Below are 26,172 nucleotides of genomic sequence, written 5' to 3'. Positions count from 1 at the left end.
TAGCAACGCCCTTGAACCGGTATTACTGAGCGAGTGTTTCGGCCAGACGCATCAATGTGACGGCTTCAGATCGATACCCGAACGGGTCCTGCCCCTTTACCCCATTGGCCAGCGAAATCGCATCTTCATAAGACCAACTGCCCAAGTACTCTCCGCCACGCAACAACTGTCCAAACCCTGCGATAGCAATTGAGAACTCCACATCTTCGGACACCTGTCCTTGTTCGAGAAGGATCGGTTCCTGAATCAGTTGGCTTTCGGTTCCGCCAGGTTGTTTGTAGCGCATTTTAAAGAACCCGATCTCTTCTGAACCATCGGATACAGGCTGTTCCTCATAGCGCAGCGGGCCGTTTCGGATTGCATCCGAGCCAACGGGTGTGACCTCATAAATCGCTGTTACAGTATGACCCGCGCCTATGTCGCCCGCGTCTATTTTGTCGTTGGAGAAATCCTCACGCCGCAAGGCGCGGGTTTCGTATCCGATCAGGCGGTATTCGGCGATTTTCGCCGGGTTGAATTCAATCTGAATTTTAACGTCATTGGCAATCGGGAAAAGTGCACCGGTCAGTTGATCCACCAGCACTTTGCGCGCCTCGCCCAATGTATCGATATAGGCCGCCTGTCCATTTCCATTTTGCGCGAGCGCCTGCATGGTCGCATCATCAAGATTGCCGCGGCCAAAGCCCAGAACGCTCAGGAAGGTGCCGGTTTCGCGTTTGCGAGTGATGAAGTCTTTCAGGGCGTCGGGGTCTGACAGGCCGACATTGAAATCGCCATCAGTGGCCAGAATGACACGGGTCACCTCTCCGTCCTCGGTCATGCTTTCCGCGACCTGATAGGCCTGTTGCAGCCCGGCCTGACCGGCTGTCGAGCCACCGGCCTCCAACCTCTCAAGCGCGGTCAGGATCTTGTTTTTCTCCGACGCCGACGTCGGCTCCAGAACCTCTCCAGCACTGCCCGCATATGTGACGATCGAAACCTGATCCTCGGGGCGAAGTTCTGACAGCAACAGGCGGAAGGACTGTTTCAGCAACGGCAGTTTGTCCGCATTCTGCATCGAACCAGACGTGTCGATCAGAAAAACGAGGTTCAGCGGCGGGCGATCCTCGATCTGCGGCAATGCACCCTGAATACCGATGTGGACCAGTTGTGTGCCTTCGTTCCACGGTGTCGGCGTAACGGTAATGGTCGACCGGAAGGGCTCCGCCCCTTCTGGCGCAGGATAACTGTAAGGGAAGTAGTTTACCATTTCTTCCACCCGAACGGCGTCTTTCGGCGGAAGCTGACCGCGCATCAGAGAGGATCGGATGATCGAGTAAGAGGCCGTATCCACATCAATCGAGAAGGTCGACACCGGGTCTTCGGTCGTGATTTTCAGCGGGTTGGTGTCGGCACTGGCAAAGGCTTCAGTGTTCTGTTCGGGGGCAAGACGAAGATCATCCTGACCCAGCGAAGGCGATATCGAGGTCGCACCATTGTACAATCCTCCAGTTGCCAAGCTGGAATCTGCGGTCGCACCCAAACCCTTCATCTGACGTTTGCTCAGCGCACGGACGCCCGGCACCGGTGCGAAGGGTTCTTCGATAACCACGGGTGCTTCAACCACAGGCTCCGCCAAGGCATCCTGCAACGCGCTGTGTTCAACCGCAGCCTCCTGATCTGCTTCAGTCGCTTGAACCGGAGCCTCGGCCCGACGGGTTTCGGTCCAGGATGTCGGGTTCACGACGTAGTCGCGTGTCTGCGGCAGGATCACGACCAGAGCCACAGCAACGATTGCGGTTGTCGCGGTCAAAGCACCGCGATGCGAGAGGGCATTCAACATGGATTTCGCTCCTTCTGTCACGCGGGCCATCCGGCCTCGCTTGACAGTCGGACGCATGCCATCATGCGTTCCTTGGCCGTGAGCGAAAATTTTTTGTGCCTGATCCAGATTTTCCGCTCGCCGCTGCGCGTCCGGCGCAGGGGTGGCGGCATCCATCAGCGTTTTCAGGTCTTCAAGATCGTCTGTCATGGAGCCAGCTCCTCTTGCCGCAGGGCGCGAAGGCGCTTGCGGATATCCGACATGCGCCAGGACACCGTGCCCTCGGACACGCCCAGCACTTCGGCGGCTTCGGCATGGGTCATCTCGTCTTCCAGCGTCAGGGCCAGCGTGTCCTGCAGATCCTGCGGCAGCGACCGCATGGCCCGTTGCAGCCAATCGACAGCCTCGGCGGCTTCCGCAGCCTCAGCCCGCCGCATTTGTTCGACATCGCCCCAGCCTGCAGCAGCGCGGTTGTGGCTAGCCTGACGACGGCGTGCGTCTTCGGCCGCGTTAACGACAACCCGGTATAGCCACGTCGTGAATTTGGCCTGCGCCCGAAACCCGGCAATCTTGGCCGGCAGGGCCGCGAAGATGTCCTGCGTCAGATCCTCGGCCTGATCGGCCCTCCCCGTGAGGCGAAAGGACAGACGGAAAACCCGGTCGTAATGCCGCGACAACAGGGCAGCAAACGCATCAGCGTCCCCTTTTGCGGCAGCTTTAGCCAGATCCTCATCCGATGTTGTCATACGCATCACGATGGGTAAGACGGATTGGATAGGTCAATCCTTGGCGGCAAGGCTAAAAAATTAGAAATGCTTCGCCGAGGCCATTTTCCAGTCCGCCGCGAAACCATCCGGGATCGAGTCCGTCAGTAAAACCCCGTCGTCGATGAACGTATAAAGGTCGGCGTAGGACCATTCCCGTTCATCCGCCGTACGACGACGGATATCTCCCGGGCGCAGGTCCGAGACCTTTTCTTTGCCCATCGCACCCAGAAGTTCACGAAAGCTTTCGAGTGTAGCGTCGTGAAAACGATGCACCCGTTTGCGTTTTTGCGGTACGTGCACGGCCCGTCCCCGAATCGGGTCCTGCGTCGCCACACCAGACGGGCAGCGGTTGGTGTTGCAGTGCAGGGCCTGAATGCAACCGACCGCAAACATCATCGCCCGCGCCGCATTGCACATATCCGCACCGAGCGCGAATTTTTCGACCATGTCATAACCGGTGGCCACCTTGCCCGAGCAGATGATCCGGATTTTGTCGCGCAGCCCAACGCCGCGCAGGCAGTTGTTGACGAAAATCAGCCCCTCGTTCAGCGGCATGCCCAAACGGTTGGTGAATTCGACCGGAGCCGCGCCCGTGCCGCCCTCCGCCCCGTCAATAGTTATGAAATCGGGCAGGATTCCGGTTTCCAGCATCGCCTTGCAAATTGCCATGAACTCTGACGGCCTGCCGATGCACAGCTTGAACCCGATGGGTTTGCCATCCGACATCTCTCGTAGGTGTTGGACGAAATGCAACAGGCCGGTTGGCCCCTCGAAGGCCGAGTGAATGGGCGGAGAGATGACATCCTGATGCTCGGGAACTCCTCGGATTTCGGCAATTTCCTTGTCGACCTTGGCTGCGGGCAGCACCCCACCGTGGGAGGGTTTTGCACCTTGGGACAATTTGATCTCAATCGCTTTGACCACGTCCTTTTTAGCTTTTTCGGCGAACAGGTCCTTATCGAAACCACCGTCCGGCGTTCGACATCCGAAATACCCGGTACCAATCTGCCAAATGATGTCCCCACCCTCAGCCAAATGATGCGGGGACAGGCCTCCCTCGCCCGTGTTGTGCGCAAAACCGCCATCCTTGGCCCCACCGTTCAAAGCACGGATCGCATTGGCGCTGAGCGCTCCGAAACTCATCGCGGATACGTTCAGACGCGAGGCGCTGTAGGGTTTGGTGCACTGCGGACCACCCAGCATGACCCGCTCTTCGCTTTCCGGAACCTCCTTGGGCGCAAGCGAGTGGTTGGCCCGATGATAGCCCACGGTTTGGATATCGTATTGGGTGCCGAAGGCCTGCGTATCCACCTGCCCTTTGGCACGGGAATAAACCAGGCTGCGAATGATCCGATTATAAGGGCGACCGCTTTCGTTGGTTTCCACGAAGTATTGGCGGATTTCCGGGCTGACGAATTCCAGCATGTATCGGAAATGGCCCAGAACCGGGTAATTGTTCAACACATTGTGCTTTGTGGTCAGCATGTCATACAGGCCAACAAGGGCATAGGGGATCAGGATCACCAGCAACCAATAGGCCGGTGGCCAGAAAAACCCCCATAGCAAGGTCAGCGGAAGGCACACGTAGCTCAGGATGTAATAGAGTCTGCGTACAATCATTTCGTGCTCTCCCAAAGTGTTGCCAAACCAATCGTGTAGCAACCGTGGATCAAATCGGCTTTTGATTGCAAGCGTTTGTGCCCGGCCTCACACGATCGGGCGGAATTGTGAGGTGGTCGGCGGATTTGGCGACAGTTGATCCAAGTTGCGGCAGTATGTATGCCGAAACAAAGTAAACATGGGCAGGACAACCGGCCGTGACACAAACCCGACCCGCCGTCAGGACCACGGCCATCATGTTCCTCGCCGTTTTTTTGGGCGGCGCAGCGGGATCGCTGCTGCGCGAGGCGTTCTCAGCCCAGATCCCCGGCGCGCGAGTGCTGACGGCAACCTTTGGCATCAATGTCGTGGCCTGTTTCGTGCTTGGCTGGCTGTACGCAGTTCGCAACCGCGTCCACGCGCATGTGCTGCATCTGGGCGCAGTCGGGTTCTGCGGCGGGTTGTCCACGTTTTCCTCCTTTGTGGCCGAGTTGGAACGGATGGCTGAAATGCACCTTTGGAGCGCAGTTTCAGCCGCCTCACTGGAAATTGCCGTCGGCCTTGCCGCCGCCGTTCTGGGTGAGGCTATCGGTCGGCGGCTTCATGGTGAGAGGCCAACCGGATGAGCGCGCTTTATCTTCACGCCATGTTCGGGCTGGGGGGTGGATTGGGTGCTGTGCTGCGGCATTGGATCGCTTTGCGCGTCAAACATGACCTGCCCTTTGCAACCCTGATCGTGAACGTCTTGGGCAGCCTGCTATTGGGTCTGTGGATCGGATACCTCGGCGGGCCGGTTGATCTGGGCGAGGAGGAACGACGGCTGGTCTTCGGCTTTTGCGGTGGGTTCACCACCTTTTCAAGCTTTGCCTATCAATCGCTGGAACTGCGGCGGGAACGCACAATTGTGCTGGCCGCGGGGAACATCCTGCTGAGCCTTGCGTTGTGCTGGTTTGCCCTTTGGGTAGGATTATTGCTGACGCGCTAATGCGCGGCAACGGCTGCCTGAGTTCCGGGTTTGGGCGCTTTGCAGAAGAACAGCAAAGGTATCGTTGCCAAGGCTAGCAGGCCAAGGTTGTTGAATACCGTCAGATATGAAATCAGCTCACCCTGTTGGCTGATCACCTGCCCCAGTATGGCCGCCCCTTCGGCGCTTTCGGGGGTCAGACCCAGCGGCTGCAAATAGGCCTGCGCCGCCGGGTTATAAGGCGTCACGTTCTGGCTCAGCACCGCCGTATTCGTCTGCAAGCCGCGCACAACCCATGTTCCCACCAGCGATATTCCGACCGATGAGCCCAATTGCCGGGTCACGTTGAACAGACCCGATGCCTCGTCCTGCCGAGACTTGGAGATGCTTTCAAACGCAAGGATCGACATTGGCACAAAGACCAGTCCCATGCCCAACCCGCTGACCGCGCCGGGCCAAGCCAGTTCCCAGAACCCCGCGTTCATGTTCAGCGCGCCCATCATGAAGTTGCTTACGGCCGTCAACAGCATCCCTACCCCGGCCAGAAGCCGTGGATCGAAGCGCGACACCAACACCGCGCCCGTTATGACCATCGACAGTCCCGCCGTAATCCCGCGCGGGATGAATAGGTGACCTGAGGCGATAACTGGGTAATCCAGTAGGTTCTGCACAAAGGTTGGCAGGATCGCGATGCCGCCAAACAGTGAGATGGCAAAACCCGCGATAACCAGATTGCACAGGGCAAAGTTGCGATCCGCGAAAAACCGAAGGTCCACAACCGGTCGCTTGGTTGTCAGCGCGTGGACGATGAACCCCAGCGCCCCCAGAACCGACGCAATCAGCGCCACCTGAATGACCCGAGAAGACAACCAGTCCTTGGTCTCGCCCTGATCAAGGATGAACTGCAGACAGCCGATGCCGATAGCCAGCAGAGCCAGGCCCGCCCAATCGATCCGCACCTCTTCGGTTTCATCTTCGGGCAATTCGCCCGCCAGCAGCAGCAACGCCATCGCCGCCACCGGAAGGTTGACAAAAAACACCATCCGCCATGAGAAATACTCGGTCAGAAGCGCCCCGACGGTCGGCCCCAGCACGGGGGCAACCACGACGCCCAACCCAAATACGGCCATTGCCTGCCCGCGTTTTTCCCGAGGGAAGGCGTCGAACAAAATGGACTGAGACAGCGGGATCAGGAACGCGCCGAACATGCCCTGCGCGAGGCGAAAGATGACAATGGTCTCAAGGCTCCAGGACAGGCCGCACATGATAGACATTGTGGTAAAGCCGGTGATGGCCGTCAGGATTAGCCTGCGCCGCCCGACCCGGCGCGCAACAAAACCGGTCAGGGGCATGACCACAACCGCCGACACGATATAGCTGGTGAGAATCCACGTTGCCTGATCGGTCGTAGCTCCGAATGCGGCCTGGATATGGGGCAGCGCGACGTTGACGATGGTGCTGTCCAGCACCTCGAGAATGGCGCTGAGCACAACGGCGACAACAATCACCGGATTGACGCGGCTAGCCGCCGGACCAGTCATTTCCCGGACTGAGCCTCTGTTGTGTCCACGGTCACTTTACTGCTGCCGCCTACGCGTAACGGTACGTCGGTCGGGTCAAGTTCCACGCGCACCGGGAACCGTCGGGTCACCTTGACCCAGTTGCCGCTAGCGTTTTCCGAAGGCAAAAGCGAGAATGTGTCCCCCGACCCGCGCCCGATCGAGGCCACCTTGCCCGTCAGGGTTATCCCCGGCAGCATATCAACCTTTACAGTCACCGGCTGGCCCGGACGAATGCGCGGCAGAGCGGTTTCCTTGAAGTTTGCGTCCACCCACCAGTCAGAGGATTCGACGATGGAAAACTGCGGCGCGTTAGCCGAAACCGCCGATCCCGGCCGCAATGTCAGGTTTGCAATCCAGCCGTCTGCGGTGGCGTAAACCTTGGTCCAATTCAGATTGGCCTGCGCAATTTCAAGCTGGGCACGGGAAGCCAAGACTTCGTCCTGCTTCGCAGCCAGCCCGCTTTGCAATGCCAGCAGTTCGGATTGGCTGGTGGTCAGACGGGCCGATGCCTCAGCAAAGGCTGTTGACGCCTGATCCAGTGAAACCTGTGCCAGATCGCCATCCGAAAACAGCGCCTTGGCCCGTTCAAAATCATTTTTTTCCGTGTTGTAGGCCGATTGAGAAGACTGAACCGCAGCCTCAGCCGCAGTAATCTGATTGGAATAGGATTGCGCCTGTTGAAGCGAACTGTCCAGATCGGCCTGCGCCTGATCAACCGAGGCCTTGAATTGCGTCGCATCAATAGTGAACAGCAGGTCACCCGCCTTGATTGGCTGGTTGTCCGTGATCGGAACCTCGGCGACCTGCCCGGTCACTTGCGCCGCTACGTTTATGATGTTCGCGCCGACATAAGCATCTTTGGTCGAGGGGTACCGTTCCTCGTGCCGCCAATACAGAAACAGCCCGGCGGCGATCGCGATCAGCATGGCTGCGACGGCGACGATTTTGAAGGATTTCATACGTTAGGCCTCTTGCAGGTCATTACATCGGATAGGTGTGCATCCGTACCGCCAGATTGCCCATGATCCAGACGGTCCCAAGGATGATGATCAGCAGGACCAGCGTCGAAAACAGAACCAGATCAAGGTCTTCGCGGCTGCTGCGGCGACGATCAATATGCAGGAAATAGACCAGTTGCACGATCAGTTGCGCCAGCCCCAGCAATGCAATTGAGAGGTAAACCCCCGTGGTTTTAATGCCGTATTTGTAGGCGATGAGGAACACTGCCGCCGTCAGCAAAAGCGAGCCGCCATAGCCTATGACATACCGCCGACGTTCGCGCCGGTGCATCTCGCTGCGCTTATCCATAGGTCAGCCCTCCGAAATAAACGATGGTGATGATGCCGATCCAGATCAGGTCGAGGAAATGCCAGAACAGCGCCAACCGAACCACGCGCGACATCAGCAGATCGGTCAGGCCGAACACGCGCAGTTGGATGCCCAGCACGATCAGCCATAGACAGCCTGCCGCGACATGCAGTCCGTGTAGCGGTACCAAACCGTAAAAGGCAGACAGGAACCCGCTGCGTTGGGGAATGCCGCCTTTTTCAGCCATAGCCATGAAGTCGCGGATCTCAAGCACCAGAAAGCTGAGGCCCAATACCAGTGTCACGCAGAACCAGAAGACGATCCGCCATCGGGGCAGGTTGTATTTTAGCGCCAGCATCGCCAGTCCCACCGTCAGACTGCTGGTCAGCAGGATCAGCGTTTGGGCAAAGATGCTATACAGGTCGAACAGCTCATGCGGACCCGGCCCGCCCGCCTGTGCATCGATCATAGTGATGTAGATCGCGAACATCAGGCCAAAATAGACCAGGTCGCTCATCAGAAAGACCCAGAAGCCGAAGGTGACGACCTCGGTGGCCCGATGCGCACTTTCATGGCGCCGCCCGAGGTTCAGGCCGGGATAGCTGTGGGTGGGTGCGCGCTTCATGTCACGGCCTCCAGATCGGGGCGTGCCAATCCACGATTTTCCGGAGCCGTTTCGTGGTCACGATCCACCGCGGTGGAATTGCGCACCAGATCGAGCCAGGCTTCGTGTTGTTTACGAACCTCTTCGGCTGGGATGACTTCTTCAATATCTGTGTTGAAGGTCCAGGCGATCAGGGAGACAAGCATCAGAACCGTCATCAAGACCGCCAGCCACCAGATCCACCAAACCAGCGCGAACATCCAAACGCCGCTGAGCACACAGAGGGTAAACCCGATCGCGGTATTGCGCGGCATCGAGATATCCTCATAGGCGTCAGGAATGGGATAAGCCTCGCCCCGTTCCTTGGCGACGGCAAAGTTGTCGCGGTCGGTGACCTGCGGGATGATGGCAAAGTTATAGGGCGGCGGCGGTGACGAGATCGACCATTCCAGAGTACGCCCGTCCCATGGATCGCCGACAGGGGCGCGAGTTTTCTCACGATCCCGAATGCTGACCCACAGCTGGACCAGAATGGAGAGCAACCCGCAGGTGATGATCAAAGCACCGACAATTGCGACGAGCATATAGGGGTGAAAAGAGGCATCGCTATAGCTAAAGGACCGACGCGGCATCCCCATGAGGCCAACGAAATAGAGCGGCATGAAGGTCAGCAGGAAACCGACCGTCCAGCAGACCACGGAAACGCGGCCCCAGAACTCGTTCAGGCGGAAACCGAAGGCCTTGGGGAACCAGTAGTTATAGGCCGCCAACAAACCAAACAGCACGCCCGGCAACAGCGCATTGTGGAAATGCGCCACCAAGAACAGCGTATTGTGTACCTGATAGTCGACCGTGGGATTGGCAAGGATCACGCCCGACAACCCGCCGATGACAAACAGCATCAGGAAAGCCAGCCCATAAAGCATCGGAACGGAAAACCGGATGCGGCCGCGATACAAGGTGGCCATCCAGTCATAGACCTTCACCCCGGTCGGGATCGCAATCAACATGGTTGCCACGCCAAACACCGCATTGATCAGCGCGCTTTGGCCCATGGTGAAGAAATGATGCAGCCAGACGGTAAAGGACAAAACCGCGATGCACATTGTGGCAATGACCAAGGAGTTATAGCCGTACAAACGTTTGGCTGAAAACGTGGCGAAGACCTCGGAATAGATGCCATAGGCGGGCAGGACCAGCAGGTAGACCTCGGGGTGGCCGAACAGCCAGAACAGGTTGGCGTAGTTCATCATGTTGCCGCCAAGGTCATTGGTGAAAAAGTGGAAATCCAGATATCGATCCGCCGCCAGCATCAGAGCGGCGACGCCAAGTGGCGGCATGGCAAAGATGATCAGAATCGAGCTGCTGATGATCGTCCAACAATACATCGGCAGCCGCATGAACTTCATCCCCGGCGCGCGCAGCTTGTAGATGGTGACGGCAAAGTTGATGCCGGTCAGCGTGGTGCCAATGCCCGAGACAACAATGGCCCAGATCCAGTAGTCCGGCCCCACCCCGGGATTGAACGCAGCACCGGTATAGGGTGGATAGGCCGTCCAACCACCAGTCGAGAACTCACCCACCACCAGCGACACCATCAACATCATGCCTGCGGAAACGGTCAGGCCGAGGCTGATCTGGTTCATCACCGGAAAGGCCACATCCCGCGCCCCGATCATCAGCGGAACCAGATAGTTCGCGACCCCAAACACAAAAGGCACCGCCACAAAAAACACCATGATCGTTCCATGGGTGCTGAACAGCTCGGCGAAATGTTCGGCCTCAAGGAAGCCGGGGCCCGGCCCAGCTGCCTGCTGGGCGCGCATGACCACGCCCTCAAGCACGCCCCGTGCAAGCATGACAATGGCAAAGACGATATACATGATGCCTATCTTCTTGTGATCGGCGCTGGTCAGCCAGTCGCGCCACAATGGACCCCACAGTCGGAACCATGTCAGCAATCCGACCACAGCGATGACACCCACGACAACGATTCCAGCGGCCGCATTCGCCACTATCTCATTTGTGTTGGGTGTCTGGATCAGACCGGTAATTGGAAATGCATCCCAGTTCAGACGACCAATGAACCCGGTATCAGTCATTGCGCCGCCTCCTGTCCGAATTCAACCGTCCCCGGCTGTTGATCCACCGGCAAGGGTTGCCCGCCGTGATAGCGATGCAAAACGGACTGGAACAAATCGCCATCCTCCAGCGTGAAGTACAAGGCATTGAGCGGCATGAGGGGTGTTCCCAATGCCGCCTGCACCTCATCCCGATCCGTGCGCATGGCCAGTGTGCGGTACGTGTCCTCGGTCAATGGGATGCCGTTTGCGCGGACGCTTTCAACCCAGCCATTGAAGTCCTCAGGCTGCATGGCTTGGGTCAGGAACTTCTGCTTGGTGAAACCACGGCCATTATATTGCGTGTTCTCACCCTGCATCGTCTTGGGCGCGTCCGCCACCAGATGCAGTTTCGTCGTCATGCCGGGCATAGCGTAGATCTGACCAGCCAATGCCGGGATCATGAAGGATTGCATAACCGTGTCCGTCGTCAGGGTCATCGCGACCTGCTGTTTGATCGGCATTCCAAACTCGCCGACGGTGGCGATCCCAAGGTCAGGATAGATGAACAGCCATTTCCAATCGAGACCGACGACCTGAACGTTCAGCGCCGGGGTTTCACCGAAAGCCGCCGAATAAGGGTCCAGTCGATGCGTCGCTTTCCACAGGTAGAAAGACAAGAGCGCCACGATCACGACCGGTGCGCCCCACATGAGAAATTCCAGTTTGGCGGAAAAGTCCCATTTTGGCCGATAAGCGGCTGAACTATCTTTGCGTCTCCGATACCTAAGGGCAATCAAAGGCACCAGAACCAGAACTGGCAGAACAGCTATCATGATCAAGACAGTTGCCCGCAGCAGATGGGTTTTCTGAATCGCAGCTATCGGACCCTGAGGGTCCATGAAACTACCGCTCGCCCACGCCGTCTGTGCCGTAGCCACCACAAAAGCGACCACAACCATTACAGTAAGTTTTGAAGGTCCGAGTACGGCCACGCTTGATTGTCCTCTTGCGCCTTCGTTTCGGCCAACTATCGGCAGAGTCAGGAATTTTCTCAAGGTTTTTTACGAAACTGGCAATTGTGCCCGTCGCCACCTGTTCAACCACACCGTTGCACGGCCCCAACCCACGTGGATACAGCTGTTGACTAAGCTAATCGATCAGGCGAGACATTTCTGTGATGCGTCGGATATTAATTGCTCTCAGTCTCTGGTGCCTGTCGACGGGTGCATACGCGCAGGATCGCGCGGCGGTCGAACGGCAATTTCAGGCATGGCTGCAAGATACGGTTTGGCCGCAAGCCAGAGCCAAAGGTGTTTCACGCAGGACGATGAAACGGGCCTTTGACGGTGTGACACTCAACTGGAAGCTGCCTGATCTAGTACCGCCGGGCCAGTCAACCCAGACACCTAAAAAGCAAAAACAGGCCGAGTTCGGATCGCCCGGGCGCTACTTCAACGCTGGCTCTGTTCAGGGTACCACGGCCACTGGGCGGCAGATGGCGCGCCGCCACGCGGCGACTTTGGCGAGAGTCGAAGCACAAACCGGAGTTCCGGGGCGGATCATCCTCGCCATATGGGGCCGTGAGAGTGGATATGGACAGGTTCCCATTCGCCACAATGCGTTTCAGGTGCTGGGCACCAAAGGCTTTCTGAGCACACGCGCGCCCTACTTTACCGACGAACTGATCGCCGCGCTGCAAATTGCCGAAGCAAAGCACGCTCCGTCCGGTGCCTTGAAAAGCAGTTGGGCCGGAGCGTTGGGTCAGCCGCAATTCATGCCCTCGAACTTTCTGACCTATGCAGCCGATGGCAACGGCGACGGGCGCGCTGATATCTGGGGTTCCTCAGAAGACACAATCGCATCAATTGGGCATTTTCTGTCCCAGCACGGCTGGGCTACCGGGCGCGATTGGGGGTTCGAGGTGATCGTCCCGCCCTCGGTTTCCTGTGCTTTGGAAGGGCCGGATCAGGGCAAACCCATTCAGGATTGGGTCGCGATGGGCGTCACCCGTGTGTCGGGCAAACCATTTCCTGAACACGAAATGCAAGGTGAAGGCTTTCTGATGATGCCCGCAGGGCGCAATGGTCCAGCCTTCATTGTCACGCCGAATTTCTACGTTCTAAAGGATTACAACAAAAGCGATCTTTACGCCCTGTTCGTCGGTCATGTCGGAGACCGCATTCAATATGGCGTCGGAGATTTCAGCGCCCGATGGGGTAAGGTCGGCAACCTGTACCGGTCTGATGTCGCCGCCATGCAGAGGGCTTTAGAAGCTCAGGGCCATGATGTGGGCGGCGCGGACGGGTTGCCCGGTTTCAAGACCCGCCGCTCGATCGGGCGGTGGCAACAGGCCACGGGCCGCACCCCGACCTGCTTTCCCGAAGCCAGCATGAAAGCCGCCTTGAAACAGTAGCGATTCGCTCTGTCCCTTACGTCACCCGCGCCGCCGAACCCGCCCTCAGAGGCCAGCGCAAATTGCACCCTTCACAAAAATGTTAAGAAGTTCGGAAGTTTCATCATAATATTTCGGAAGCGACCCGGGTTTCGTTCACAATCCACCTATGGTTGCCTCTTTTTAAGGCAAAGGCTTTATCCTTTTTTGAAATAGTGCCACCTTCGGCGACAGTGAAAGGCGACTTTCGCAAATACGTTCCCGACTTCAAACCAAGAGACTGCGACGCGGCGTTCATTGCGATCTGAAAGAGCAATCCTTGAGCCCCCCGCCGGTCTTTTCTGGGTCGGACAAACATCGCGATCAGCAGCCATCCAAAAAGGATGTCGGCACTGCGCGCAAAAAAACGGGAGTAGAACAACATGAACAAGTACATTCGGACTTCTCTGGCGGGGCTGTTGACCTCGACCATGATTACCGGTGCCGCGCTTGCCGCAGGCACTCACCCGAAAACCGGCGAAGCGCTGGCGGATGACCAGACCTTCATCTACCGTCTCGGAGACGAGCACAGTTCCGTCGATCCGCAGGTCGTCGAGGATACCTATGGCGCCGAAATCGTCCGTGACCTGTTCGAAGGCCTGATGAATCAGGACGAGGACGGCAATCTCGTGCCGGGTGTCGCGACCGGCTACACCACCAACGATACCAAAGACGTTTACACCTTTACCCTGCGCGACAACGCCAAGTGGTCGAACGGAGACCCTGTGACCGCAGGCGATTTCGTCTACGCCTGGAAACGCGCCGTGGATCCAGCGCTATCGTCGCCCTATGCGTGGTTCATGGAACTGATGTCGATCGAAAACGCCGCTGAGATTATTGCTGGCAACGCACCCATCGACGATCTGGGCGTCAAGGCCATCGACGATCACACGCTGGAAGTCCGATTGAGCGCACCACTGCCTTATTTCCCGCAGATGACGACGCATTCCACCACGTTCCCCTCCCCGCAGAAAGTTGTCGAAGAATTTGGCGACGCCTGGACGAGACCTGAGAATATTGTCTCAAACGGTGCCTATATCTGGACCGAGCACTTGCCGCAGGAACGCTCGGTACGTGAGCGCAATGAAATGTACTGGGACAACGAAAACACGATCCTCGATAAAGTCGTGACGTTGGTGATCAACGACGAAAACGTCGCCTTGACCCGTTATCTTGCAGGTGAATTGGACCGTACTGAAATTCCGGCCGGTCAGTTTCCCCGCCTGCGCGAAGAACACCCGGATCAAGCAATCAGCTTCCCGCGCCTGTGCAACTATTATTACACGTTCAACCTGACAGAAGATGGCCCCGAGGCGTTCAAGGATCCCAATGTCCGTCAAGCACTGTCATTGGCCGTAGACCGTGAAATCATCACCGAAAAAGTCATGGCTGGCGGTCAACCGCAGGCCTTCACCTTCGCGCCCGAAGCGACCGCCGGTTTCACTGTGCCAGAGGTTGAGATGGCATCAATGACTCAGGCCGAGCGGGATGAGTTGGCGAAAGAACTGCTAGCTGAGGCCGGCTATGGCCCGGACAATCCGCTGAGCTTTGAGATGGTCTACAACACCAACGAGGACCACAAGAAGGTCGCCGTGGCACTGAGCCAGATGTGGAAACAAAAGCTGGGTGCCAATGTCGAACTGGCCAACATGGAATGGAAAGTGTTCCTGGAAGAGCGCGGTAACCAGAACTTTGATCTGGCACGCGGGGCCTGGTGTGGCGACTATAACGAAGCGTCCACATTCCTGGACCTTCTGCAATCGCAGTCTGGCTACAACGACGGCAAATATGCCAACGCTCGCGTAGACGAACTGCTGGCCGAAGCGAAAACCTCGGATGACCCGGCGCCTCTGTACACCGAGGTGGAGCGGATCATCGCGCAAGAGACCCCCGTTATACCGATCTATCACTATGCTGGCGTCTACATGATGGACACCGATGTCGGAAACTGGCCGATCAACAACGTCGAGCAGAACTGGTACTCGAAAAACCTCTATAAGCTCGCCGAATAATCGTCTTTGAACCACGCCCTGTCCCGGGTCACCCCGGGGCAGGGCCAATAAACACGGGGGCATGAAATGCTTGCCTATAGTTTGCGGCGACTTCTGATCGCCATTCCGACGATCCTGTTGCTGATCGTCGCCTGTTTCTTTCTGATGCACTTCGCGCCCGGCGGGCCTTTCACGTCTGAACGCCCTCTGCCGCCAGCCGTTCTGGCCAATATCGAGGCACGCTATGGGCTGGATCAGCCGCTATGGAAGCAGCTGTGGGATTACCTGTACAATATCGTCGTGCATTTTGACTTCGGCCCGTCCTTCAAGTTCAAGGACCGGGACGTGAACGACATCATCGCTCAGGGTTTCCCAATCTCGCTAACCTATGGCTCTTTGTCATTCCTGGTTGCGACCTTCATCGGCGTAGGCCTCGGGATTGCCGCCGCAATCAAGCACAACAGCTGGATCGACTACTTCGCCGTCGGCTTGGGGATCGCAGCGCAGGCGCTGCCGAACTTCATCATGGGCCCGATCCTGATCCTGACTTTTACCTTGTGGCTGGGATGGCTGCCGGGTGGCGGTTGGCACGGCGGTCAGTGGCAATATCTGATCATGCCGGTGATTGCACTGGCGACCTCTTACATGGGGTCGATTGCACGGATCACACGCTCTTCGATGCTTGAGGTCTTGAACTCGAACTTCATCCGCACCGCCCGCGCCAAGGGGCTGCCGACCAGAACCGTGATCTGGCGTCATGCGCTAAAACCCACACTTCTGCCTGTCGTGTCCTATCTGGGTCCGGTCTTTGTCTACGTTCTGACGGGATCGGTCTTTGTCGATTTGTACTTTTCAACCGGTGGTCTGGGTCAGTCTTACGTGAGCTCTGCCCTCTCGCGTGACTATGCAGTGCTGTTGGGGGTCACGATCCTCTATGGCGCGCTGACCGTCATCGTGAACCTGCTGACCGACCTGGCTTATGCCTGGTTCGATCCGAAAATCCGCTACTGAGGGGCTGGCAATGCTTGGAAAATCACAAAAAGCCGCCCAGCTGGCCGACGATGTCACCGATTACACCGTCATTCAGGGGCGATCACTTTGGCAGGACGCACGCATGCGGTTTGTCCGCAACAAGGCCGCTATGGCCAGCGTCTTCATTCTGGGCTTGATCGTACTGTTTACGATCATCGGCCCTTATTTTGCCGTATGGAACAACGAGGAAATCGACTGGAACGTCATGGGTGACGTGCGCGGCATGGGAATGCCTTCGATCGAGACAGGACACTATTTCGGTGTCGATGATCTTGGGCGCGATCTCTACAGCCGGGTTATTCAGGCGACAACGACCTCGCTGCTGGTAGGGCTGATTGGGGCGGCGACCGCTTTGTTCGTTGGTACGTTCTATGGCATCGCCGCCGGCTATATCGGCGGGCGCACCGACAGTGTGATGATGCGTTTCGTAGACATTATGTTGGCGATCCCGGCGACTTTGATCATCATCCTGTTGCTGGTTGTGGCGGGGCGATCCTTCATGATGCTGTTCATCGCCCTTGGGGCCGTTGGCTGGCTGACCATGGCCCGGATCGTTCGGGGGCAGACCCTGACCCTGAAAAACCGCGAGTTCATTGAGGCCGCCCGTGCCGCTGGCGTCAGCGAGTTCACTATTATGTACCGCCATATCCTGCCCAATCTTCTGGGTGTGGTGATCGTCTATGCCTCACTTCTGGTGCCAGAGATGATCCTGACGGAAAGCTTCATCTCGTTCCTTGGGCTTGGCATTTCAGAACCCTACACGTCACTGGGTCGCCTGATCGCCGAAGGCGCAGGAACCATGGCTTATGGTACCCTGTGGCAGCTGATGTATCCCCTGACATTCTACGTCGCCATTATCATTTCGATGTTCTTCATCGGAGATGGTCTGCGTGACGCTCTGGACCCGAAGGATCGCTGATATGAGCCTGTTTTCTGTTAAAGACCTGAGCGTCCAGTTCAACACCCCCGATGGTGTGGTAGAGGCCGTCAAAGGTATCAGTTTTGACATCAATCCGGGCGAGTGCCTTGGCATCGTCGGTGAAAGCGGGTCGGGCAAAAGCCAGACCTTCATGGCCGCGATGGGCTTGTTGCCACCAGCCGGGCGCGCGCATGGCTCGGCAATGCTGAACGGCAAGGAAATCCTGAACCTGCCTATCAACAAGCTGAACAAGATCCGCGGTTCAGATGTCGGCATGATCTTTCAGGATCCGCTGACCGCCTTGACCCCACATTTGCGGGTCGGGCAACAAATGCGTGAAGTTCTGCAAGTTCATGAAGGACTGCAGGGCTCGGCGGCGCGGGCGCGGTGTCTGGAGTGGCTTGAACGTGTCCGCATCCCTGAGGCAAAGCGGCGGTTGAACCAATATCCGCATGAGCTGTCGGGCGGGATGCGCCAGCGGGTTATGATCGCTATGTCGATGCTGTGTAACCCCAAGCTGCTGATTGCGGATGAGCCAACAACAGCCTTGGACGTGACGGTTCAGGCCGACATTCTGGACTTGATGGTGCGCCTGCAAAAGGACGAGGGCACCGCAATAGCCCTGATCACCCATGATATGGGCGTCGTCGCCCGTATGTGCGATCGCATTCAGGTCATGCGGCTGGGTCAGTTTGTCGAGGCCGGAGATACGCGCGAAATATTCCGTGCGCCGAAACACGACTATACCCGTACGCTGCTAGAGGCGATGCCGCGGATCGATGCCGGCGACGCACCCAAAGCGCTGGAAAATGTCGATGAGCCGCTACTCAAGGTCGATGACGTCAAAGTGCACTTCCCGATCCACGTCTCAGGCGGTTTGTTTGGGCACAAAGTACCACTGAAGGCGGTAGATGGCGTCAGCTTTGACATCCGCAAGGGGGAAACGCTGGGCGTTGTGGGTGAATCAGGCTGCGGTAAGTCCACCTTGGCGCGGGCAGTACTGCAACTCATCGAACCCAGTGCGGGCAATGTCAGCTGGTTGGGCCACCCTATCGTCGGACTGAAGCGAGCGGAGTTGAACAAGTATCGCAAGGATCTCCAGATTGTATTCCAGGATCCGCTGGCCAGCCTTGATCCGCGGATGACAATTTCGACCTCGATAGCGGAACCCCTAAAAACGTATCGCCCTGACCTCACTGATCGCGAACGCAAGGACTTGGTTGCCGAAATGATGGAGCGGGTCGGCCTGAAGGCCAACATGATCAACCGCTATCCGCACGAACTGTCGGGTGGTCAGAATCAGCGGGTCGGAATCGCACGGGCGATGATCAACAAACCCAAACTGATCATCTGCGACGAGGCGGTTTCCGCTCTGGACGTGTCTATTCAGGCTCAGATCGTGGAATTGTTGCGCGAGTTGCAACAGGAATTCGGGCTGTCGATGATCTTCATCAGTCATGACCTTTCAGTGGTGCGCGCGGTCTCGAACCGGATCATGGTTCTTTATCTGGGGCGGATCGTCGAACTGGGTGACGGAGAGGTAATCTGTTCCGATCCGATCCACCCATACACCAAGTCCCTGATCTCGGCCGTTCCAATCCCGGATCCGGATGTTGAACGCAGCCGTCAGCGTCTGAAACTGCCCGGTGAACTGCCCTCGCCAATGGATCCGAAAGCTGCATTACGGTTTCTTCCCAGCCGGTTGGCCGCAGGTGAAACCGATTATATTCCACAGCTAAGTGAAGTGAGGCCCGATCATTTCGTGGCCGAACATGATCCGTTGGAAACCATCATGAATGGGGTCTGAGCCACCGCCCCGAAGTCGTTAAACCAGCTTCGGGGCTGGTTGCCGCCGTCAACCAATCAAGACCGGGCATGTCGACCGGAACAGCAAGAAATTGGGGCGCATTTCCACAGATACAGTGCAGAAATCCGCGGGATTCCAGTACGTGGAACCTGATCGTTTTGACTTATGCCACCTCGAGTGGCACCATCTGCGGAATTCGCGACATGCTGATCCGTTGGCGTTGAATAATCAGGTCGCAAGCCCTATGAGGTTTGGTTAGCAAACACTCTGTTAAACATTGTTTTAGTAACTTGAGAGGTCATATGACACGCAAGGTCACAAAGGCGATCTTCCCCGTAGCAGGACTTGGTACACGGTTCCTTCCAGCAACAAAGTCAGTCCCGAAAGAGATTATGACATTGGTTGACCGCCCACTGGTGCAATACGCCATCGACGAGGCGCGCGCTGCCGGTATCAAAGAGTTTATTTTTGTAACGTCACGCGGCAAGTCCGCTTTGGAAGATTACTTCGACCACAACCTGGTTCTTGAGCAGGAATTGAAAGCCAAGGGCAAGGACAAGTTGCTGGAAACGCTGAACGCGACAAATATGGAAAGTGGCGCGATTGCCTACATCCGCCAACACAAAGCGTTGGGTTTGGGCCACGCGGTCTGGTGTGCCCGCCGACTGATAGGTGATGAACCTTTTGCCGTCATGCTGCCGGACGACGTGATCGCCGCCGACAAACCTTGTCTGCAGCAAATGATCGAAGCCTATGAGGAAACTGGCGGCAACATGGTTGCAGCCATGGAAGTTCCTAAAGACAAAACCAGCGCCTATGGCATCCTGGACGTGGGTGAGAACATTGGTTCGGTTGTACGCACGCGCGGTATGGTCGAAAAACCGAAAACGGAAGAGGCACCTTCGAATTTGGCTGTCATCGGGCGCTACATTCTTGGCCCATCCGTCCTGTATAACCTGAACCAGATGAAAAAAGGCAGCGGTGGTGAAATCCAACTAACCGACGCCATTGCAGAGGACATCGGAAACGGTGTGCCGGTCTTTGGCTACAAGTTTGATGGTCAGCGCTTTGACTGCGGGTCCAAAGCTGGCTTCCTGCAGGCCACGGTTGCCTTTGCTCTGGCCCGAGATGACCTGCGTGAAGACCTGAACCAGTACCTGCACGACATCGTCGCCACAGGGCAGGCTGCGCAGTAACGGGCTGCATTCAATTCAATTTTCCGAATTTTGGCCGGAGCGTTCAGCGTCCCGGCTTTTTTTTGCCCTCAGAAGGGTTCTGTCAGACGAATTCGAACCAGTCTCAGTGCGCCTCGGAAACCGCGAACCTATCTGGAACAAAGCTGACGCCACTCGGCAAGAGCGGCGGTGCGCGTCGGCTTGAAGGTATATCTGCTGGCGAGCGATCTTTCCTGGTTAAAGTGGTTGTATCTGGAGAACTGGTCGGCTGGGACCATCTGAGAAATACAGTTGCCAGTAAGGCCACCCTCTGAACACTAAAGTTTAGAACTTTTCCCAGCTTTTTTCCATTCTCAAAGCTGGGCTGGCCGTAAGCCAATGCTAGAAGCTGTCGAAATAAATCAAACGAGAATCGTCGGAATTTCGGGTATTTAGCTGAATTCAAAAGGCATTTCGCAAGTTTTGGAGCTATTCTTAAAGGTGCTATTATCCAATCCCGAAAGTCTTTTCCAAACACAAGCAACATTAGCCAGGGAGATTAGTGATGAAGGGTGACAAAAAGGTAATCGAATATCTCAACAAAGCACTTCGGCACGAATTGACTGCGGTAAGCCAGTATTGGTTGCACTACCGCCTTCAGGACGATTGGGGTCTGGGGAGCATGGCCAAGAAAAGCCGTGAGGAATCCATCGAAGAGATGGAGCACGCCGACAAGTTGATTCAGCGGATCATTCTTTTGGAAGGCCACCCAAACCTGCAGAAGCTGGATCCGCTGAAGATCGGTGAAAACCCGCGTGAAACGCTGGAATGCGATCTGGCCGCTGAGCAAAGCGCGCGCGCGCTCTACAAAGAAGCCAGAGATGTTTGCAAGGACGCTGGCGATTATGTTTCCATGGGATTGTTTGAAGAACTGATGTCAGACGAAGAAGGTCATATTGATTTTCTTGAGACGCAGTTGGATCTTTATGACCGTGTCGGGCCAGAGCTGTTTGCTCAACTGAACGCGACAAAGATGGAAGACGCAGACTGACCTGTCAGACAAGCGCTTGGCGACTTGGGTGCAACATTGCTGAGAGAGTTCGGTTAGGACAGGACAGCGTTTCCAATGGTGGCAAATACAGTCGAGGGGTATACTGTTGGGAACACTACTGGATGAAAAATCACAGATGGATATTCTAAACTATCTTGCGGATCATCACCCGGCCTCGATCCTGCTGCCAGCTTCGTTCGGCAATGAAATTAATAACGCTTTGGCTAAAACCCTGTCTTGAGCAGCCTCATCTGACTGGTCCGATTTGATTGTTAGTGCATGATTGGCCTCAGTTCCATAGGGATGATGGTTTCTGGCGTTGGTGGGCGATAGCCCAATGCACTGTGTGGTCTTTTCGTATTGTAGTGTTTTCTCCATTCTTCGATCAGGATCTGGGCTTTACGCAGGGTATAGAAAATCTCCCCGTTGAGTAGTTCGTCTGCTTTTCGGACCTCCGTCCGTCTTCCAGCTTCGCTTGCGCAGCGAATGTCTCCTTTGACGGGCCTCGCCGCAGCGACGAATCCCACCGATCAACGGCAGCTAAGGGCCGGTAAGGAGCAAATCTCGTACCCGGCCTTTTCGTACTGCTGCACTTCGGGACTGACGCTCCTGAAATGAGAGGTCGAAAACTGGGGAACTCGTACGAGACGTTGCGGGTAGTGAAGGCTGCTTCAAGTGACCAAGCTCTTTTTGCGGAGCAGACACTCAACTAAACCGTACCCGACCAGCCTCCGCGAGATGAAATTATTTTTGTCGCGGATTCTTTCCAATTGATGGGTCTTTAAGACATGGATATTTGTTCAGAAGGCTCTGCACGCTCATCTAGGTCCAACACCGCAGGGTCAATCATGCGGTTTTTTGCGCTCATCTTGACAGAATTCCGCATGACTTCGCTTCGTCGGAGCAGTCTCCGGAATCGCGCTTCGTCGAGCTCAAGCAATGTCGAAGGTGCCAACGCCCGAACATTTACTCGACGTGGTCGTTTTAATAGCATGGCCAATTGCCCAAACATTTCACCACGACCTAACCGCGTAGTATGTCTGCCGAGTTCCACCTCGACTGCCCCGGAAGCAATGAAGAATACGCTCCGTGCGAATTCGTCTTGGGCAATGATGGTGTCACCCGCGTTGGCATAACGGGTACGCAGCGCTCTGCTGAGTTTCCGTAGCGAAGCTTTGTCGAGATCAGAGAAGAGCGGGAACTGCCGGACCAGATCTCGTCCTTTGAGGGCGATGTCCAGTACCGGACGCCCTTCAGTTAAAGCACGTCGTGCCGCCACTTCCTGCATCAACACCGAATAAAGCTCTTCGCCCACCAGGCCGTCCTCGCGCATGACGGCGTATTCACGCTCTTCCAGTCGCAGCGCCGTCCGCCGGATGAACCGTCGCTCAAGCTTTTCGGCGTAGCCGGGATACTGTAACCGCAAACCGTCAAGTGCGGCTTCAACTGCTTCAGATCGACGCGCCAACAGATCATCAAGCAATTCCGCAACCCGGCGGCCGTGGATCCGGCGTATGCGGCCACGGACGAACCCGTCAAGATCTCGGAGGATCAGGCGTTGCATGAGCAACCTTTCAAACCGATCCGTCGTTATACGCGTGAGAGGGAACGAGATTCGAAGACGGTTGTGCAAAAACACGGCGACCCGAAATGACTTGCCGTAAACGACGGACCGGTTTGATGCGCGCTGATACCCGATCCGCCCTCCGGTCCGTGCGCCTTCGATCAGCCGATCAGCGTCGGACAGAATCTTCTCACTCAGAACCGATGACATGGTGCGCTCTCGCATTCGGGCCAACACAACGTCCCGCTCTGCACCGGCCAACGCAATAAGGCCCAGCGTGATCCGGTCACGATCAAGGATCTCAGCACTGTCTTCGGCAGCCTTTACAGCCTCGTTGAGGCGTTCGCTGAACTGTTTGGCTTCGGTTCTGACGATATCGTGGGTCAGGTTGTAGTTTTCTGCGGTGCGGGACACGTCCTCGCGCACTGACTGCAAGGCGACCGCGACCACCTGGCGTGATAGGGCCGTATCAAGCGGAGAGAGCTTGTCGAGCCCCAGCTTTGTGATCACCGAGCGCAAGGTTGTGCCCTGAACAATCAGTGTAAAAAGCGTAAAGCCTGTCGCCAGGATGCCGACCAGACGCTTGGTCTCGAGCGGCACCTGCGTGCTTTCGGTGACTGCCAGCGCCAGCGCTAATGTCACGGCACCCCGAAGGCCGCCCCACAACATCGCGGTGCGATAGGGGCGTTCCACGGCTGGCGACAGGCCAATTGTTGTAAGAATTGGCAACAAGCCGAACAGAACCGCCGCCCTTGCGAATGTCGCGGCAAGAACCACCACAACCAACAGGCCAAGGTCAGACGGCCTGACCCCTTCCAACAGTCTCGGTATCAACAATGCTGCAAGAATAAAGATCAGCGCCCCTGCCCAATGCGCCAGAAGGTCCCATACTTCCTGCAAATTTGTCCAAGCAACCGGCGACAATCGGCCGGGGCCTGCCAGGTTGAGCGTAAGACCTGCGGCTACCACAGCAATGACACCCGAAGCTCCAACGCTTTGTTCTGCAACGATATAGGCAAGATACGGCAGCGCAACCGAGATTGAAATCTGCGCCATTTCCCAGCGACCTACGAAAGCCATCAGCCAAACGGCCACGCGCGCTGTGAGCCAACCGGTGAGTGCTCCACCTACGATCAACAGCGGAAACTGCCCCAAGGCTTCACTCAGTATAGGATCGGGTCTTCCGAGCATGACAAAACTCATGAACAGCCCGAAAAGAGCGATGGCAGCAGCATCGTTAAGAAGGCTTTCGCCCTCAATGATTCGCGAAAGCCTGCGTGGTGCGGAAATCGATCGAAATATGCTGACAACCGCCGAAGGATCAGTTGTCGACACAATAGCCCCGATCAAGAGACACGCGGCCAGCGGTAACGCGCTTACCCAACTGAGTGCATAGCCAATGGAAAGTGTTGCCACAATCACTGCGACAATGGCCATCATCAGGATGGGCATCCAGTCGTCCAGCATCCTGCGAAGGTTCATGCCGAGTGTCGCCTGAAAGAGCAGCGTAGGCAGGAAAACGTAGAGGAATACGTCAGATCGTATCGGCAGATCAATGATCGCCTGCGCTCCCGGATTGAGCGCATCCGTCAGGTCAGTGTCGAGAAAGAAAATTGCTCCAAGCCCAATCACTATCCCCAGGACGGCGAGAATAACGCTGAAAGGCAAGCGCAACCGCGCAGCCAGTGGCTCCGCCAGGCCGATAACAACAAAAAGAGAAGTGATGATGGTCGTAATGACGACAATATCCATCAGTACGTATTACCTGAGAACTACAACCAATGGAATCCACCCTGCACTTCCGACCGACCCTGTGGTATCAATGTGCAAACTTTCACCCGTCCAGATCGCACAGTTGCAGCGAATTTCAGGAGCGGCGGGCCGCACTGCGACGCCTGCGCGGTGAGTGAACGGCTGAAACGGGCTGAATTGACCGGATAAAGAGATTGAGCAATTGTTGAGCTTGCATGTTCGTCGATACAGCATGCGCTAAAGTAGTCGGAAATAGGAACCAATTGATTTGAAACGCCATACCGGATCCAATCTGTTGATCATCATATCTGACGAGCATCGAAAGGATACGATGGGCTGTGCTGGGCATACTATCGTTAAGACACCGAACCTGGATGCATAGGCCGCGAGTGGAGCACACTTTGTCAATGCCTACACGCCATCCCCCATGTGCGTTCCTACTCGAGCCGCGATTGCAACCGGCGATCATGTTCACAAAATCCGCCATTGGGACAGCGCCTCACCGTATGATGGTCGAACCCGCAGTTGGATGCGGCATTTGCGCGACAGCGGAGTAGAGACCGTTTCGATCGGCAAACTGCATTTCCGCTCAGAGAACGATGATAACGGGTTTACAGAAGAGATTTTGCCAATGCATGTGGTAGGCGGCATTGGGTGGCCCGTCGGGTTATTGCGCGAAACACCTCCGCTGTACGATGCCGCCGCCGAATTGGCTGCGGATGTAGGGGTGGGGTCGAGTACATATACAGACTACGATCTGGATATCACCGATGCGGCCGAGGCCTGGTTACGCAACAAGGCCAGATCAGATCGCCCTTGGGCAGCCTTTGTCTCGCTCGTCAGCCCTCACTATCCGCTGACCTGCCCGGAAGACTACTACAACATGTATGATCCAGCAGGAATCGACCTGCCCATAGGCTACGAAGAACAGTTCCGTCCGGAACACAGCGAACTTAAGAACGTGGCCGGGTTTTTCGACTACGATCGCTATTTCGACGAACAGAAAATGCGAGAGGCGAAAACGGCATACTATGGGCTGACAAGTTTTATGGACAATTGCGTGGGCCGCATCCTGACGGCTCTGGAAACCAGTGGTCAGGCAGAAAACACAGTGGTTGTATATGTCTCGGACCATGGTGACATGATGGGCGACCAGGGGTTTTGGACCAAGCAGGTGATGTGCGAGCAATCTGCTGGCGTGCCAATGATCGTGGCCGGGCCCGAGGTGCCTGCGGGTCGCCGGGTGACCACCGGAGCTTCGCTGGTCGATCTGGCAGCCACAGCAGTAGATGTGACATGGGTCGATCATGATGCAGTCAGCCGCGCTCTGTCCGGGATTTCTTTGCGCGAACTGGCAAGTGCTGAGGACGACCCCGAGCGCACTATCCTGAGCGAATACCACGATGGAGGCTCAACGACCGGAACGTTCATGGTGCGTTGGCAACGATGGAAGTATGTGCACTACGTTGGGCACGAACCTCAGCTTTTCGACCTTGAAGCGGATCCAAACGAGCTGCAGAATCTCGCGATCACTCACCCGAACCAACCGGACACAATTGCCGCTTTGGCCGAAGGCGAACGCCGGTTGCGTGAGATTTGCGAGCCTGAAGTCGTCGATGCGCTATGCTTTGCGGACCAACGTGTCCGTATTGCCGAGCTGGGCGGAGAACATGCGTGCCTAACGGCCTATCGCTTCAACCACACACCTACACCAAGTGAACAAGCGAAAGCACGCGAAGGGAAAGCAAAGTAATTTTTGGATTGTCTTGGCGAAGGCTGAGATCATCTTGACGCGCGCCAACT

The 26,172-nt window shown here is 56.5% G+C and carries 21 protein-coding genes and 3 pseudogenes; 11 read left to right on the top strand and 13 right to left on the bottom strand.

Translation table 11 applies throughout. The features are described 5' to 3' along the window. Positions 1-22: 22 nt before the first annotated feature. The 3 genes from ACR0ER_RS12045 to ACR0ER_RS12035 are packed head-to-tail and all read right to left on the bottom strand — an operon-like array spanning position 23 to position 4,188. Positions 23-2,011, bottom strand: a complete 1,989-nt coding sequence (locus ACR0ER_RS12045; protein WP_480769132.1) for a vWA domain-containing protein — start codon at positions 2,009-2,011, stop codon at positions 23-25. Beyond that, positions 2,008-2,547 (bottom strand): RNA polymerase sigma factor, encoded by a 540-nt coding sequence (locus tag ACR0ER_RS12040; RefSeq protein WP_480769131.1) that lies wholly within the window; start codon positions 2,545-2,547, stop codon positions 2,008-2,010. The genes ACR0ER_RS12045 and ACR0ER_RS12040 overlap by 4 nt, the downstream gene beginning before the upstream one ends. Positions 2,548-2,607: 60 nt before the next feature. Then, a complete protein-coding gene (locus tag ACR0ER_RS12035; protein ID WP_480769130.1) occupies positions 2,608-4,188 on the bottom strand; it encodes an FMN-binding glutamate synthase family protein in 1,581 nt (526 codons plus the stop codon). A 197-nt stretch (positions 4,189-4,385) separates the two neighbouring features. Between ACR0ER_RS12035 and ACR0ER_RS12030 the strand changes: the two genes are divergently transcribed. Together ACR0ER_RS12030 and ACR0ER_RS12025 are read left to right on the top strand one after the other, a co-directional pair. Further along, positions 4,386-4,793, top strand: a complete 408-nt coding sequence (locus tag ACR0ER_RS12030) for a fluoride efflux transporter FluC (RefSeq protein WP_480769129.1) — start codon at positions 4,386-4,388, stop codon at positions 4,791-4,793. Next, positions 4,790-5,152, top strand: a complete 363-nt coding sequence (locus ACR0ER_RS12025) for a fluoride efflux transporter FluC (protein WP_480769128.1) — start codon at positions 4,790-4,792, stop codon at positions 5,150-5,152. Before ACR0ER_RS12030 ends, ACR0ER_RS12025 begins: the two co-directional genes overlap by 4 nt. On the opposite strand, the gene ACR0ER_RS12020 is transcribed toward ACR0ER_RS12025, so the two are convergent. The 6 genes from ACR0ER_RS12020 to ACR0ER_RS11995 are packed head-to-tail and all read right to left on the bottom strand — an operon-like array spanning position 5,149 to position 11,660. Further along, positions 5,149-6,672: a DHA2 family efflux MFS transporter permease subunit gene (locus tag ACR0ER_RS12020; protein ID WP_480769127.1), complete on the bottom strand. Its 1,524-nt coding sequence runs from the start codon at positions 6,670-6,672 to the stop codon at positions 5,149-5,151. The two genes, ACR0ER_RS12025 and ACR0ER_RS12020, sit on opposite strands and share 4 nt — an antisense overlap. Then, complete coding sequence (locus ACR0ER_RS12015; RefSeq protein WP_480769126.1) at positions 6,669-7,652, bottom strand: HlyD family secretion protein; 984 nt, start codon at positions 7,650-7,652, stop codon at positions 6,669-6,671. Before ACR0ER_RS12015 ends, ACR0ER_RS12020 begins: the two co-directional genes overlap by 4 nt. A gap of 22 nt (positions 7,653-7,674) precedes the next feature. Next, the gene (locus ACR0ER_RS12010; protein WP_170330281.1) at positions 7,675-8,001 is read right to left on the bottom strand and encodes a cytochrome o ubiquinol oxidase subunit IV; all 327 of its coding nucleotides are present in this window, start codon (positions 7,999-8,001) and stop codon (positions 7,675-7,677) included. Beyond that, positions 7,994-8,626, bottom strand: coding sequence for a cytochrome c oxidase subunit 3 (locus ACR0ER_RS12005; protein WP_170330280.1), 633 nt, complete (start codon positions 8,624-8,626; stop codon positions 7,994-7,996). The genes ACR0ER_RS12010 and ACR0ER_RS12005 overlap by 8 nt, the downstream gene beginning before the upstream one ends. Beyond that, a complete protein-coding gene (locus ACR0ER_RS12000; protein ID WP_480769125.1) occupies positions 8,623-10,707 on the bottom strand; it encodes a cbb3-type cytochrome c oxidase subunit I in 2,085 nt (694 codons plus the stop codon). Before ACR0ER_RS12000 ends, ACR0ER_RS12005 begins: the two co-directional genes overlap by 4 nt. After that, positions 10,704-11,660 (bottom strand): cytochrome ubiquinol oxidase subunit II, encoded by a 957-nt coding sequence (locus ACR0ER_RS11995; RefSeq protein WP_480769124.1) that lies wholly within the window; start codon positions 11,658-11,660, stop codon positions 10,704-10,706. The genes ACR0ER_RS12000 and ACR0ER_RS11995 overlap by 4 nt, the downstream gene beginning before the upstream one ends. Before the next feature lie 185 nt (positions 11,661-11,845). Here ACR0ER_RS11995 and ACR0ER_RS11990 point away from each other — a divergent pair, with 185 nt between their 5' ends. Beyond that, positions 11,846-13,081, top strand: coding sequence for a lytic murein transglycosylase (locus ACR0ER_RS11990; RefSeq protein ID WP_480769123.1), 1,236 nt, complete (start codon positions 11,846-11,848; stop codon positions 13,079-13,081). 103 nt (positions 13,082-13,184) lie between these two features. Here ACR0ER_RS11990 and ACR0ER_RS11985 read toward each other — a convergent pair whose 3' ends face one another. Continuing rightward, positions 13,185-13,484, bottom strand: a complete 300-nt coding sequence (locus tag ACR0ER_RS11985; protein ID WP_480769122.1) for a hypothetical protein — start codon at positions 13,482-13,484, stop codon at positions 13,185-13,187. Between ACR0ER_RS11985 and ACR0ER_RS11980 the strand changes: the two genes are divergently transcribed. From ACR0ER_RS11980 to galU, 5 genes are all read left to right on the top strand, one after another. Continuing rightward, on the top strand, positions 13,483-15,111 hold the full coding sequence (locus tag ACR0ER_RS11980) for a peptide ABC transporter substrate-binding protein (protein WP_480769121.1): 1,629 nt from the start codon (positions 13,483-13,485) through the stop codon (positions 15,109-15,111). The two genes, ACR0ER_RS11985 and ACR0ER_RS11980, sit on opposite strands and share 2 nt — an antisense overlap. A gap of 66 nt (positions 15,112-15,177) precedes the next feature. After that, positions 15,178-16,101: an oligopeptide ABC transporter permease OppB gene (gene oppB, locus ACR0ER_RS11975; RefSeq protein WP_480769120.1), complete on the top strand. Its 924-nt coding sequence runs from the start codon at positions 15,178-15,180 to the stop codon at positions 16,099-16,101. A 10-nt stretch (positions 16,102-16,111) separates the two neighbouring features. After that, positions 16,112-17,041 carry an ABC transporter permease subunit gene (locus tag ACR0ER_RS11970; protein WP_170330274.1) on the top strand — a complete coding sequence of 310 codons (930 nt, stop codon included), beginning with the start codon at positions 16,112-16,114 and terminating at the stop codon, positions 17,039-17,041. Between the two features lies 1 nt (position 17,042). Further along, positions 17,043-18,848: an ABC transporter ATP-binding protein gene (locus ACR0ER_RS11965; protein ID WP_480769119.1), complete on the top strand. Its 1,806-nt coding sequence runs from the start codon at positions 17,043-17,045 to the stop codon at positions 18,846-18,848. 302 nt (positions 18,849-19,150) lie between these two features. Further along, complete coding sequence (galU, locus tag ACR0ER_RS11960) at positions 19,151-20,044, top strand: UTP--glucose-1-phosphate uridylyltransferase GalU (RefSeq protein WP_480769118.1); 894 nt, start codon at positions 19,151-19,153, stop codon at positions 20,042-20,044. 128 nt (positions 20,045-20,172) lie between these two features. On the opposite strand, the pseudogene ACR0ER_RS11955 reads toward galU, so the two are convergent. Then, positions 20,173-20,280, bottom strand: a pseudogene (locus ACR0ER_RS11955) (IS6 family transposase); the annotation flags it as partial. Between the two features lie 287 nt (positions 20,281-20,567). Here ACR0ER_RS11955 and bfr point away from each other — a divergent pair. Together bfr and ACR0ER_RS11945 are read left to right on the top strand one after the other, a co-directional pair. Next, positions 20,568-21,053 (top strand): bacterioferritin, encoded by a 486-nt coding sequence (gene bfr, locus ACR0ER_RS11950; protein WP_170330683.1) that lies wholly within the window; start codon positions 20,568-20,570, stop codon positions 21,051-21,053. Positions 21,054-21,159: 106 nt separating this feature from the next. Continuing rightward, positions 21,160-21,294: a hypothetical protein gene (locus ACR0ER_RS11945; RefSeq protein ID WP_480769117.1), complete on the top strand. Its 135-nt coding sequence runs from the start codon at positions 21,160-21,162 to the stop codon at positions 21,292-21,294. A 31-nt stretch (positions 21,295-21,325) separates the two neighbouring features. Here ACR0ER_RS11945 and ACR0ER_RS11940 read toward each other — a convergent pair. Both ACR0ER_RS11940 and ACR0ER_RS11935 read right to left on the bottom strand, forming a co-directional pair. Beyond that, positions 21,326-21,493 (bottom strand): annotated as a pseudogene (locus ACR0ER_RS11940) (integrase core domain-containing protein); the annotation flags it as partial. Positions 21,494-21,834: 341 nt separating this feature from the next. Continuing rightward, the gene (locus tag ACR0ER_RS11935) at positions 21,835-24,369 is read right to left on the bottom strand and encodes a cation:proton antiporter (protein WP_480769116.1); all 2,535 of its coding nucleotides are present in this window, start codon (positions 24,367-24,369) and stop codon (positions 21,835-21,837) included. Positions 24,370-24,766: 397 nt separating this feature from the next. Here ACR0ER_RS11935 and ACR0ER_RS11930 point away from each other — a divergent pair. Continuing rightward, positions 24,767-26,122 (top strand): annotated as a pseudogene (locus tag ACR0ER_RS11930) (sulfatase-like hydrolase/transferase); the annotation flags it as partial. Between the last annotated feature and the right edge of the window lie 50 nt (positions 26,123-26,172).

The sequence above is a fragment of the Ruegeria sp. CH8 genome (genome assembly GCF_056536985.1).
This window is presented reverse-complemented; position numbering and strand designations above follow the sequence as displayed.